This window comes from Micromonospora cathayae (assembly GCF_028993575.1).
GTDB classification, from domain to species: domain Bacteria; phylum Actinomycetota; class Actinomycetes; order Mycobacteriales; family Micromonosporaceae; genus Micromonospora; species Micromonospora cathayae.
The window spans coordinates 976,958-989,056 of sequence record NZ_CP118615.1 but is presented as its reverse complement, the minus strand read 5'-3'; the positions used below and the strand labels follow the sequence as shown (position 1 = coordinate 989,056).

11 protein-coding genes are annotated in these 12,099 nt (G+C 72.3%); 5 read left to right on the top strand and 6 right to left on the bottom strand.

The features are described from left to right. Window positions 1-13: 13 nt before the first annotated feature. From PVK37_RS04625 to PVK37_RS04600, 6 genes are all read right to left on the bottom strand, one after another. Window positions 14-1,615 carry an acyl-CoA carboxylase subunit beta gene (locus PVK37_RS04625; protein ID WP_275032481.1) on the bottom strand — a complete coding sequence of 534 codons (1,602 nt, stop codon included), beginning with the start codon at window positions 1,613-1,615 and terminating at the stop codon, window positions 14-16. Then, window positions 1,612-3,288, bottom strand: a complete 1,677-nt coding sequence (locus PVK37_RS04620; RefSeq protein ID WP_423791052.1) for an acyclic terpene utilization AtuA family protein — start codon at window positions 3,286-3,288, stop codon at window positions 1,612-1,614. Before PVK37_RS04620 ends, PVK37_RS04625 begins: the two co-directional genes overlap by 4 nt. 92 nt (window positions 3,289-3,380) lie before the next feature. Further along, window positions 3,381-3,986: a TetR/AcrR family transcriptional regulator gene (locus PVK37_RS04615; RefSeq protein WP_275032479.1), complete on the bottom strand. Its 606-nt coding sequence runs from the start codon at window positions 3,984-3,986 to the stop codon at window positions 3,381-3,383. A 117-nt stretch (window positions 3,987-4,103) separates the two neighbouring features. Continuing rightward, a complete protein-coding gene (locus PVK37_RS04610; protein ID WP_275032478.1) occupies window positions 4,104-5,642 on the bottom strand; it encodes a hypothetical protein in 1,539 nt (512 codons plus the stop codon). A gap of 25 nt (window positions 5,643-5,667) precedes the next feature. Further along, window positions 5,668-5,874, bottom strand: coding sequence for a hypothetical protein (locus PVK37_RS04605; RefSeq protein WP_275032477.1), 207 nt, complete (start codon window positions 5,872-5,874; stop codon window positions 5,668-5,670). 979 nt (window positions 5,875-6,853) lie between these two features. Further along, complete coding sequence (locus PVK37_RS04600) at window positions 6,854-7,531, bottom strand: Crp/Fnr family transcriptional regulator (RefSeq protein ID WP_275032476.1); 678 nt, start codon at window positions 7,529-7,531, stop codon at window positions 6,854-6,856. 217 nt (window positions 7,532-7,748) lie between these two features. Between PVK37_RS04600 and PVK37_RS04595 the strand changes: the two genes are divergently transcribed. The 5 genes from PVK37_RS04595 (at window position 7,749) to PVK37_RS04575 (ending at window position 12,043) form a co-directional block, all read left to right on the top strand. Then, on the top strand, window positions 7,749-8,489 hold the full coding sequence (locus PVK37_RS04595) for an adenosylcobinamide amidohydrolase (RefSeq protein ID WP_275032475.1): 741 nt from the start codon (window positions 7,749-7,751) through the stop codon (window positions 8,487-8,489). Window positions 8,490-8,561: 72 nt separating this feature from the next. Next, window positions 8,562-9,728, top strand: a complete 1,167-nt coding sequence (locus PVK37_RS04590; protein ID WP_275032474.1) for a CapA family protein — start codon at window positions 8,562-8,564, stop codon at window positions 9,726-9,728. A 64-nt stretch (window positions 9,729-9,792) separates the two neighbouring features. Continuing rightward, window positions 9,793-10,581, top strand: coding sequence for an endonuclease III (gene nth / locus PVK37_RS04585; protein WP_275032472.1), 789 nt, complete (start codon window positions 9,793-9,795; stop codon window positions 10,579-10,581). Next, window positions 10,578-11,333 carry a TlpA family protein disulfide reductase gene (locus PVK37_RS04580; RefSeq protein ID WP_275032471.1) on the top strand — a complete coding sequence of 252 codons (756 nt, stop codon included), beginning with the start codon at window positions 10,578-10,580 and terminating at the stop codon, window positions 11,331-11,333. The genes nth and PVK37_RS04580 overlap by 4 nt, the downstream gene beginning before the upstream one ends. After that, window positions 11,330-12,043: an NUDIX hydrolase gene (locus PVK37_RS04575; protein WP_275032470.1), complete on the top strand. Its 714-nt coding sequence runs from the start codon at window positions 11,330-11,332 to the stop codon at window positions 12,041-12,043. The genes PVK37_RS04580 and PVK37_RS04575 overlap by 4 nt, the downstream gene beginning before the upstream one ends. Window positions 12,044-12,099: the final 56 nt, after the last annotated feature.

The window sequence follows — 12,099 nt, the reverse complement described above, 5'->3', positions numbered from 1 at the left end:
GGTCCCATAGCGGTCACATCCGGAAGACGCCGAAGCCGTCCGCGCCCCGCACCGGTGCGCTGTGCACGGCGGAGAGGCAGAGGCCGAGGACGGTACGGGTGTCCCGGGGGTCGATCACCCCGTCGTCGTAGAGCCGGCCGGAGAGGAACAGCGCCCCCGACTCGGACTCGATCTGCTGCTCGACCATCATCCGCATCGCGGTGTCGGAGTCCTCGTCGTACTCCCGGCCCCGGGCGGCGGCGGCCTGCCGGGCCACGATGGACAGCACCCCGGCCAACTGCGCCGGCCCCATCACCGCCGACTTGGCGTTCGGCCAGGTGAACAGGAACCGTGGGTCGTACGCCCGCCCGCACATGCCGTAGTTGCCCGCCCCGTACGACGCGCCCAGGTTGACCGTCAGGTGCGGCACGGTGGAGTTCGACACCGCGTTGATCATCTGGGCGCCCTGCTTGATGATGCCGCGCTGCTCGTACTCGGTGCCGACCATGTATCCGGTGGTGTTCTGGAGGAAGACCAGCGGGGTGTCGGTGGCGTTGGCGAGCTGGATGAACTGGGCGGCCTTCTGCGCCTCCGCGCCGAACAGCACGCCCCGCGCGTTGGCGAGCACCCCGACCGGGTACCCGTGCAGCTCACCCCAGCCGGTGACCAGGGCGGTGCCGTACGCCGGCTTGAACTCGTCGAAGTCGCTGTCGTCCAGGATCCGGGCCAGGACGTCGCGCGGGTCGAACGGCACCTTCAGGTCGGCGCTGACGATGCCGAGCAGCTCCTCCGGGTCGTACCTGGGCGGTCGGGGCGTCGGGTCACGCGGTGGCGGGCCCTGCTTGCGCCAGTTGAGCCGGCGGACGCAGCGCCGGGCCAGCCGGATACCGTCCCGTTCGTCCTCGGCGAGGAAGTCGGCCAGACCGGACGTGCCGGCGTGCATCGCCGCGCCGCCCAGCGACTCGTCGTCGGCGTCCTCGCCGGTGGCCATCCTCACCAGCGGCGGCCCGGCCAGGTACACCTGCGACCGGTTACGGATCATGATGGTGTAGTCCGACATGCCCGGGATGTAGGCCCCGCCGGCGGTGGCGTTGCCGAACACCACGCTGACCGTAGGGATCTTCGCGGCGGAGAGCCGGGTCAGGTCGCGGAACACCCGGCCACCCGGGATGAAGATCTCCGCCTGGGTGGGCAGGTCGGCCCCGGCCGACTCGACCAGGTTCACCATCGGCAGCCGGTTCGCGTACGCGATCTCCCCGGCCCGCTGGGTCTTCTTCAACGACCACGGGTTCACCGCGCCGCCGCGCACCGTCGGGTCGTTGGCGAGGATCAGGCACTCCACCCCCTCGACCACCCCGATGCCGGTCACCACGCTCGCCCCGACCGGGAAGTCCGTTCCGTACCCGGCCACCGGTGACAGCTCCAGGAACGGGCTGTCCTGGTCCAGCAGCAGCTCGATCCGTTCCCGGGGCAGCAGCTTGCCGCGCCCGTGGTGCCGGGCCACGGACTTCTCCCCGCCGCCCGCGCGGGCCGCGTCGAGGGCCTCGTCCAGTTCGGCCAGCCGGTCCAGCAGCGCCGCCCGGTTGGCCCGGTACGCCGCCGAGGCCGGGTCGACCGCGCTCCGCAACGTGGTCACGCCCGTCCCTCCCCGGCGTCTTCCCGGTTTCCGTGTTCCGGGCCCGGGGCCAGCTCGGCCGGCAGGTCGACGATCCGGGCGCGGAGCAGCTCACCGAGCGCCTTCGCCTGCGGATCGAACCGGGTGGAGGCGGCCACCCCCTGACCGAGCAGCCCCCGGATCACGAAGTTCACCGCCCGCAGGTTCGGCAGCTCGTACCGCTCGACGGGCAGGTCGGCGGTCTCCGGCAGCAGCTCGGCCAGCCGCTCGACGGTGAGCCAGCCGCGCAGCCAGGCGTACGCCGGGTCGGTGCGCGCCCAGACGCCGAGGTTCGCGTCGCCGCCCTTGTCGCCCGACCGCGCCCCGACCAGTTCCCCGAGCGGCCCGCGCCGCGACGGCCCTGGCCGCCCCCCGGTGGTCGCCCGGTGTGCTGCCGGTGCCGGTGGCTCCGGTGCGCCGGTCAGCGGTGGGGGCGGGACGGTCAGCGGTGGGGGTGGGACGGGCCGGCGTTCGCCGGAGGGGAGCACGGCGACGTGGGGGACGGCGTCCTGCGGCACCGTGTCGGCGGTGAACACACCGTACGGGGTGGCGTCGCCGGGCAGCGTGGTCAGCGTGCAGCCCGGGTAGGAGGCCAGGGCCAGTTCGACCGCGGCGGCCGAGAAGGCCCGCCCGGCCCGCGTCCGGTCGGCGTCCCGCAGATGTACGTGCAGCAGCGCGCTCGCCGTGGCGGTGTCGACGGCGTCCGGGTGGTCGGTCCGGGCGAGCTGGAACTCCAGGCCCGCCGGGCCCACCGCCGCCTCGATCTGGGTACGGACCAGCGCCGCCTTGGCCGGGATGTCCAGTCCACAGAGGACGAACGTCATCGAGTTGCGGAAGCCGCCGAGGTTGTTGACGCCCACCTTGAGGGTGTCCGGCGGCGGGCTGCCCCGGGTGCCGGTGACCCGTACCCGGTCCGGGCCGTCCGGGGCGAGGGTGACCGTGTCCAGGTGGGCCACCACGTCCGGGCCGAGGTACGCCGGACCGCCGATCTCGTACAGGAGCTGCGCGGTGACCGTCTCCACGGTGACCGCGCCGCCGGTGCCCGGATGCTTGGTGAGCACCGACGAGCCGTCCGGGTACACCTCGGCGATGGGGAATCCGGGCCGGCGACCGCCGTCCGGCAGCTCGGTGAAGAAGCTGAAGTTCCCGCCGGTGACCTGCGCCCCGCACTCGACCAGGTGCCCGGCGACGGTGGCTCCGGCGAGCGCGTCGAGGTCGTCGGGTCGCCAGCCGTACCGGGCGATCGCCGGCCCGACCAGCAGGGACGCGTCGGTGACCCGGCCGGTCACCACCACGTCCGCCCCGGCGTCCAGGCAGGCGGCGATGCCGAACGCGCCCAGGTACGCGTTCGCGGTCAGCGCGTCCGGCCGGTCCAGCGCGTCGCCCTCGACGTACCCGATCCGGACGGTGAGCCCGAGCCGGTCGGCGAGTGAGCCGATGGCGTCGGCCAGCCCGGCCGGGTTGACGCCCCCGGCGTTGGTGACGATCCGGACGCCCCGGTCCAGCGCGGTGCCGAGGGTGCCCTCCAGTTGCCGCAGGAATGTCTTCGCGTAGCCGAGGGACGGGTCGCGCAGCCGGTCCCGGCCCAGGATCAGCATGGTCAGCTCGGCCAGGTAGTCGCCGGTCAGCACGTCCAGTTCGCCGCCGTCGAGCATCTCCCGCCAGGCGGCGAACCGGTCTCCGTAGAAACCGGAGGCGTTGCCGATGCGGATCACGCGGGCACCTCCACGGGGGTATGGCCGGACGGTCAGGGGGTGAGCAGGGTGGTGAGCTGGCGTTTCCAGGTGTTCAACAGCGCGGTACGCCGGGCCGAGTCGTCGCTGAGCAGATTCGCCACGCCCAGCCCGCGCAGCAGGTCGAGGGTGGCCTGCACGGCCTCCCGGACGCCGGGGCGGCGCTCGTCGGCACCGAGCAGCGCGACGGTGAGCCGGTGCATCTCCCGACCCACCCGGGCCTCCAGCGGCACCAACGCCTCACGTAGCTCGCGGTCGGTGCGGGCGGCGACCCAGAGTTCGAGAGCGGCGACGAAGAGCGGACCGGTGAACGCCGCGGCGAGCATGTCGATCACCCGGTCGAGGCGCTGCGGCCCGGCGGGCAGGCTCTCCGCCTCGGCGCGTAGTTCGGTCGCCCGCCGGTCGGCCAGGTGGACCACGGCGGCGGTGACCAGGGCGGCCCGGGTGGGGTAGTGGTGCAGCTGCGCGCCCCGGGACACCCCGGCGCGGGCGGCGACCACCGTCGTCGTGGTGCCGGACCAGCCGTGCTCGACCAGGCAGTCGACGGTCGCTTCGAGCAGCCGGGCCCGGGTGGCGCGGCTGCGCTCCTGCTGCGGGACGCGGCTCGGTGGGGCGGGCACCCGACCAGCGTGCCGGGCAGGAAACAAACAGTCAAGCCTGACTTTTTCCGGGTCTACTGACCGGTGCCCGCCGTGCCGGACCGCGCGCACCGACGGCGGTACGCCCCTCCGGTTCGCCTACCCGGTGGCCGCCCGCTGCTGGAGCATCCACCGCAGGTCACGGGCCTCCTGGTAGAAGTCCTCCGCGTGTCGGGTGTCCCTGGCCGTGTCGTCGGTACGGGAGGTGGCGGCGACGGACAGCAGCACCGCCGCCATGGCGACGAGGACGACGCCCAGCGTCAGGTGGACCCCCCGTACCCCCTGACCGATCCAGTTGATCTGCTCGTGGGGGTAGACCGCCCAGCTCGGGGAGACGTCGAACTGTTCCTCCCGGTCGGCGACCCGGCCGGTCGGCCACGGGTTGAGCGGTGGCCGGCGGTGGTCCCCGAAGTACCCGACGGGTGCACCGGCCGACCGTTCGCCCTCGGACAGGTCGACCGGGACGAACGGAGTGTCGAGCAGCGGATTCCAGAACTGGTGGATCCATTGTTCGTACAGGTCCTCGTGCTGTGCACCGGAAGCCCCGACCGGCTCCCGGACCACGACGGGGGACCCTTCCCGTTCCTGCGGATCTGCCGGCCCCCCGGATGGGGCGGCCGGGGCGGGCAGTGGCGGCCGGAACTGGTCGAGCCACTGCTGGTACGGGCTGCGGTCCGGGGCCCGCCTCGACGTGACCGGTGCGGAGACCCCTTCTCCGCTGTCGTGGAACCATGGGACGGGCCCGGTCGCAACGTCGGGGCCGGGGCCGGCTGCCACCCGCGGCTCCTGCGGCGGCGGGCAGTAGAGGACATACGGGCGGACGACCGCCCCCCGGGGGTCCGCCAACCCGGCCGAGGACCACGCCGAGCGGGCCTCGTACACCTTGAGCTGCTGTCGCAGTCGGTGGATCTCGGCCTGGAGAGCCTTGACGGTCGACTGGTCCGGTGGGGGTTCCGTGCGTTCGTCGGTCAGCCGTTCAGCGGCATCGACCGGCGTCGGCTCCACCGGCGGTGCCGTGCTCGCCTGTACCTGTCGGGCCCTGATCAGCTCCCGGATCTTCGTCCAGAGTTCGTGCTGCTGTCGCGGCACGTCACAGACGCTGAGAAAGACGATCAGCCGATCCCGTCTGGGTAACCCCTTCCCGGAGGGTTTGAGCATGTCGAACGCGGTGCTGGCGGCCAGTTCGAGACCCTTGATCCGGGCCTGCTCCTCGATCTCCTTGTAGGACGGATTCCCCGCGCGTTCGCGTACCTGGCGCAATTTGGCCCGGAAATCCTCGACGGTCATCGCGTCGACCGGATTGACCGCCTCCCGGGATGCGACGGTCGAGGCGGAGGGAGTGGATCGCCTCGACCGGGAAGACGGTTGGCCGATCGCCTTGGCGACCTGTTCCCACTTGGTCTTCCATTCCGCCACCGGGCCGTCGCAGGCCCGTACGTATGCCAGGGTGACGTCCCGGCTGGGGAACTTCACGCCCTTGTCCGCTTTGGACAGGCTGCTCTTGTTGCTCAGCCCGTCGCGCGCCATGACCTCGTACGTCGGCATCCCGGCCCGGTCGCGGATCTCACGTAGCCCACGTGCGAACTCCGCGACCGGGTTGGTCAGCGTCGGTTCGAGCGGCGCCCTCTTCGCTGGCACCGAACCCGTCCGGTCGTTAGGTCACTCAGCGACGCAACAGCCGGATGGCGGTGGCCGCCAGCAGGCAGCCGCACCCGATCGTCAACTCGGGCTCGCTTCCCGCATTGACCAGGGCTTTGATGAGCACGACGATCACGATCAACACCACCGCGGGAACGGCCAGGTGCGACAGGGCCCTGTCGTCGGTGAACTCACCTTGGGTGACAGCCACTTCTATCCTCTTCTCGATCATGAGATGTCCGTTGACCTGGAACTCTGCTGTCCTCAGTGCCCGTATGCCCTGCCAGGGGCGTCACGGGCGGGGACAGCTTCTGAATCTTCACCGTTGTCGGCCTTCCAGGCAATAAAGCCTTGTTTCTCTTCCCACCCGAGAATTGTCTTGGTCTTGATTTCGCAATCATTGCGACAAAAGGTTCCTTGGTCCCTGGTTCGTGCCCGGCGCTCGACGGAGGAAGACTCCGCCGCCGGCCGGCTTTTCCGGCATCCGGAAAAGGGCGGTCCACCAGTGCCGGGTAGTGCCGTTTCCGCACCTCGGACGGGGTGCAAACAGACTCGGACGCCTCGGAGAAACATCGGATGCCGCAAGAGAGCCGCCCCCAGCGGGCCGCCCCGCCCCGACGGCCCGTCTCGGACAGGTTTTTCCCTGGCGGGGGTGCTTCCGTCGACCGGTCAGGAAGGGCACGATGGCCAGTGCGCAGCCATCGGCGGCCATCGGAAACGAGGATCACTCACCTGGTGGCCACTGTCGTCCGTTGACCTGGACAGGCGCTTTGGCCTGGTCACCGTGCCAGCGGGGCCGGCCTACGGAGGGCGGTGCCTCCCCGGCACCGCCTTCCGGCACCAACCGCCACTGTTTCCCGGGCATCCGAAACGCCGTCGGCGGCCGGTCCGGTCACCGACACCCGTCCGCCGCTGTCCCGTGGCAGAACGGGTGGTCGACGAATGGCCCCTGCCCGGGGGTCGGGGGCGGTCGTCGACCGTCCCGGGGAGCGGGGAGGGGCGACGCTTCGGTGTCGTCGTACCGGGGCCGGCGTACCCGTCGGCCTGCGCGCCGGCGTACCCGTCGGTCCACGCGGCGGCGTCCGGATGATCCGGGAGCGGCAGAGGCGGCCCCGGAGTGGGGCAGGCGCGGCCCTCGGGCGGAAACCGGAAAGGGGACCGCCGACGGCGGTCCCCTTTCCGGAAGGTCCGGCTTGCGCGGACCCGGTCGTTCAGACCCGCGCCCGGCGGGCCAGCCGCTCCGGGTCGAGGATGATGATGCTCTTGCCGTCCAGTCGCAGCCAGCCCCGGGACGCGAAGTCGGCCAGCGCCTTGTTGACCGTCTCCCGGGAGGCGCCGACGAGCTGGGCGATCTCCTCCTGGGTCAGGTCGTGGGTCACCCGCAGCACGCCGCCGTCCCGGGTGCCGAAGCGGCCGGCCATCTGGAGCAGGTTCTTGGCGACCCGGCCCGGCACGTCGGTGAAGATCAGGTCGGCCAGCGAGTCGTTCGTCCGGCGCAGCCTACGGGCCAGCACCCGGAGGAGCTGCTCGGCGATCTCGGGCCGGTTGTTCAACCACGGGCGCAACGCCTGCTTGCGCAGCCGGACCAGGCGGGTGTCGGTGATCGCGGTGGCCGTCGCCGTCCGCGGGCCGGGGTCGAAGAGCGACAGCTCGCCCACCATGTCCGACGGGCCCACCACGGCGATCAGGTTCTGCCGGCCGTCCGCCGCGCGGCGACCCAACTTGATCTTGCCAGACAGGAGGATGTACAGACTGTCGCCGGGCTCGCCCTCGTTGAACACGACCTCGCCCTTGCGGACCTCGATCGTCTCCATCTCCTTGGCGAGCGCCTCCGCAGCCTCCGGGTCCACCCCTTGGAAGATCCCGCTACGGGCCAGTACCTCGTCCATCCCGCACCTCCGCCTACGCGTGCCGTCCGTCGGCCGGGTCCGCCGTCCGCTGATCCCGCGCGCGACGCCAGTCTAGGCGCACGTGAGCAGGAATCAGAGGCGCACCCCTGGAATCTTGATCGTTGGACGTAACGAGACAGACCTGATCAACGGCTATCATCCGCTGCTCCGACCGGCCGGCCGGTCGTCCCCGGGGTGGCACCCGTAGGGTCCCCCCATGCTCAGCGAGCCCACCCTCACCAGTCGGACCGAGGACGGCCACGACCTGCCGTTGCTGCACTGGCGCGCCACCCGGCCGCTGCGCGCGGTCAGTTCCGGCCCGCTCGGCGGCGGCATCGGGCTGCGCAACTGGGTGGTCAACGCGACGGTGCCGATGTCGTACCGCCGGGACGATCCGGCCGACCACCTCGCCGACCTGGCCGTCCGGCTCGGCCTCGACGGCCCCGGCGTCGGGCTGCTGACCGGCGTCGACGTCACCGAGCTGGTCACCGCCGCCGACGGCGGAGTGCGGGTCTGGGCGACCGTCGGCCTGGGCATCCCGGTCGACGCCGCCGCCCCGGCACCCTCGCTCGACGCCGCAGTCCCGGCTCAACGCGACGCCGCCGCTCCGGTTCCGGTCGAGTCGGCCGCCCGGTCGGGCGGCGGGACTCCCGGGCACCGGGTCGGTACGGTCAACATCGTGGTCCTCGTGCCGGTCCGGCTCGCCGACGCCGCCCTGGTCAACGCGGTGGCGACCGCGACGGAGGCGAAGACCCAGGCGATCCGGGACCTCGGTCGGCCCGGCACCGGCACCCCGACCGACGCGGTCACCGTGCTCTGCCCACCGGACGGCCCGGCCGAGCCGTACGGCGGACCGCGCTCGCGGTGGGGTGGCCGGCTCGCCCGCGCGGTGTACGCCGCCGTCCGGGCCGGCGCGGACGGCCAAGACGTGGCCTGGTCGGACCGCTACGGCCACTGAGCGTACCGATCGGTGCATTTCATCCGATCGGCCATCGCCGGTGTGGTTCCCCTACCGGTAGGGTCGCCAGCGATGTACGCCGCCGCCTGCCGTCCTGCCCGTCGCCGCGCCCACCGCCGTCCGGTGGCCGCGCTGGGCGTCCTCGTCGCTCTGCTCCTCGCCGCCGGGTGCGGCTCCACGACGGAGACCGATCCCGTCTGGCAGTCCGCCCCGCAGGGCTCCCCGGGATCCGGCTCGGCGGCCCCGAGCCCCGAGGCGAAAGCGGACGAGAAGGTCATCTCGCTCTCCGCGACCGGTGACATCATCATCGGCAACGCGCCCAACCGGCTGCCCCCCAACGGTGGCAAGGGCTTCTTCACCAGCGTCAAGGAGGCCCTCGAGGCCGACCTGGTGATGGGCAACCTCGAGGAGCCGTTGACCGTCGACACCGGGACCGGCAAGTGCGGGGCCAACTCGACCCGCTGCTTCCAGTTCCGGGCCCCGCCGGAGTACGCCGCCCATCTCAAGGACGCCGGTTTCCACCTGCTCAACCAGGCCAACAACCACGGCTACGACTACGGCCCGGCCGGGTACAAGAACACCCAGAAGGCGCTGGAGGAGCACGGGCTGGAGCACACCGGCGCGCCAGACCAGATCACCGTGGTGGACGTCAAGGGCGTGAAGGTCGCGGTGGCCGGCTTCTCCTCGTACGTCTGGTCGAACAGCCTGGTCGACATCGACGCGGCCGAGAAGGTCATCGAGAAGGCCGCCACCATGGCCGACCTGGTGGTGGTACAGGTGCACATGGGCGGCGAGGGCTCGGAGAAGACCCGGGTGAAGCCCGGCACGGAGATGTTCCTCGGCGAGAACCGGGGCGACCCGATCAAGTTCTCCCGGGCGATGATCGACGCCGGGGCGGACCTGATCGTCGGGCATGGCCCGCACGTGCTCCGGGGGATGGAGTTCTACCAGGGTCGGCTGATCGCCTACAGCCTCGGCAACTTCGCCGGGGGCGGCAACTCGCTGAGCAACAACGGCCGGCTCGGCTGGGGTGGCGTGCTGAAGGTGTCGTTGAAGGCCGACGGCAGCTTCGTCGAGGGCTCGTTCGCCTCCACGTACATGAACGGCATCGGCAAGCCGGTCATGGACCCGGACGACCGGGGCCTGGGCCTGCTGAAGCAGCTCAGCAAGCAGGACTTTCCGACCAGCGGGGCCACGTTCGGCGCGGACGGGACGATCTCGGCCCCGGACGCGGGGTAGCCCCTCCCGGCGGACGGCCCGGCGCGGCGGCGGCCGGCCACCGGCGCGACGTAGGCTGGCCGACGTGACCACCAGCTCCCCCGGCGTCGTGGAAACCGACCTGGGCCGTAAGCGTCGTGCCCGCCGGATCGGTCGGGCGCTCACCGAGGCCCACCCCGACGCGCACTGTGAACTCGACCATGGCAACGCGCTCGAACTCGCCGTCGCGACGATCCTCTCCGCCCAGTGCACCGACAAGAAGGTCAACGAGGTCACCCCGAAGCTGTTCGCCCGCTATCCGGGCGCGGCCGACTACGCGGGCGCCGACCGGGCCGAGCTGGAGGAGCTGATCCGGCCGACCGGCTTCTACCGCAACAAGACCAACTCGCTGATCCGGCTCGGGCAGGCCCTCGTCGAGCGGTACGACGGTGAGGTCCCCGGCCGGCTGGAGGATCTGGTCACCCTGCCCGGGATGGGGCGCAAGACCGCCAACGTCATCCTCGGCAACGCCTTCGGTGTCCCGGGGATCACCGTCGACACGCACTTCCAGCGGCTGGTCCACCGGTGGGGGCTCACCGAGGAGACCGACCCGGTCAAGATCGAGCATGCGATCGGGGCGCTGTACGACAAGCGCGACTGGACCATGCTCTCGCACCGGGTCATCTTCCACGGCCGGCGGGTCTGCCACGCCCGCAAGCCGGCCTGCGGGGCGTGCACCCTCACCCGGCTCTGCCCCTCGTACGGTGCCGGGCCCACCGAGCCGGCCGCGGCGGCGAAGCTGCTGAAGGGTCCCCGGGCCCGGGAGTTGGCGGTCGCCGCCGGAGTCGACCCGGAGCTGGTGCCGGTCCAGGCGGTCGCCGCGGAGGCACCGTGAACCGACGGCTCGCCGCCGCACTCCTCCTCGTTCCGCTGCTCACCGCTGCCGGCTGCACCATCGGCAGCTCCGACCGGACGGCCGCGCCCGGAGCGTCGACGTCGACGTCGCCCTTCGCCGACTGCACGACGCTGACCACGCCACCCTCGGCGGCCCCGGCGTCCACCGGCTCCCCCGACCCGACCGTCCCGCCCGCGTCCGCCGCCGGGTCGGCTGGCCCGACCGCGTCCGCCGGGACTGGGCCGACCGTGACGGCCGGGCCGCCCACCCCGGCCAACACTCCGGCGACGACCGCCCCGTCGGGTGGCGGGTCGCCGGACGGTACCGGACGACTCCTGCCCGACCTGCGGTTCGCCTGTTTCACCGGGGGCGCGGAGGTGGCCCTGCGGGAGGTACGCGGGCCGGCGGTGCTCAACCTCTGGGCCTCCTGGTGCGCGCCCTGCCGCAAGGAGCTGCCCGCGTTCCAGCGGCTGAGCGACCGGATGGCCGGGCAGGCGCACGTGATCGGGGTGAACACCTACGACGACCGGTCCCGGGCGGTCTCGGTGGGCGAGGACTTCGGGGTGACCTTCCCGTCCCTGGTCGACACCGATCAGCGGTTGCAGCGGGAGCTGGCCCCGAACGTCCTGCCGGTCACCATCTTCGTCGACGGGCAGGGACGCATCCGGCACCAGGACGTCTCCGGGGCACTCGACGACGCCCGCCTGGCCGAGCTGGTCCGCCGGCACCTCGGCCTGGAGGTACCCGCGTGAGCCGTCCCCGGCCAGCCTGGCTGGACCCGCTGCTCGACCGGTTGGGCGCGGCCAGCGCCGAGGACTTCAGCCGGATCCCGGTTCCGCCGAGCGGCGGCCGGGAGAGCGCGGTACTGGTGCTGCTCGGTGAGGAACCCGACGCCGGCCCGGACGTCCTGGTGCTGCAACGGTCCGCCACCCTGCGCAACCACGCCGGCCAGCCGGCGTTCCCGGGCGGGGCCGCCGACCCGGGGGACGCCGACGCCACCGCGACCGCGCTCCGTGAGGCGAACGAGGAGGTCGGCCTCGACCCGGACAGTGTCACCGTCCTGGCCCACCTGCCGAAGCTGTGGATTCCGGTCAGCGACTTCATGGTCACTCCGGTGCTCGGCTGGTGGCACCGGCCGCATCCGGTGCACGCACGGGAACCGGCCGAGGTGGCGCACGTCGTCCGGCTGCCCGTCGCCGAGCTGGTAGATCCGGCGAACCGGTTGCGGGTACGCCTCCGGAACGGCTGGATCGGCCCGGCCTTCGCCGCGCGCGGGATGCTGGTCTGGGGATTCACCGCAGGTGTGCTCTCCGCCGTCCTGGAGATGGGCGGCTGGGCCCGGCCCTGGTCCGACAGCCGGGTGGTGGACCTGCCGCCGACGGTCGCCACCCCGGCGCTGTCGGCCGGTACCGACCCCGCCGACGAATCCGCCGACGGGGCCGACGCGCTGGCCGATCGCTGACAGTCACGGCCCGGCTTACCCGGCGCTCGTCGTCGCGGTCGTGCGGTGCCCGTACG

What these genes read in the sequence shown, in the direction of transcription:
- PVK37_RS04600 (WP_275032476.1), bottom strand. Translation starts at nt 7,531, where the DNA reads ATGGACGAGGTACTGGCCCGTAGCGGGATCTTCCAAGGGGTGGACCCG.
- PVK37_RS04595 (WP_275032475.1), top strand. Translation starts at nt 7,749, where the DNA reads ATGCTCAGCGAGCCCACCCTCACCAGTCGGACCGAGGACGGCCACGAC.
- PVK37_RS04590 (WP_275032474.1), top strand. Translation starts at nt 8,562, where the DNA reads ATGTACGCCGCCGCCTGCCGTCCTGCCCGTCGCCGCGCCCACCGCCGT.
- PVK37_RS04620 (WP_423791052.1), bottom strand. Translation starts at nt 3,288, where the DNA reads ATGCTCGACGGCGGCGAACTGGACGTGCTGACCGGCGACTACCTGGCC.
- PVK37_RS04605 (WP_275032477.1), bottom strand. Translation starts at nt 5,874, where the DNA reads ATGATCGAGAAGAGGATAGAAGTGGCTGTCACCCAAGGTGAGTTCACC.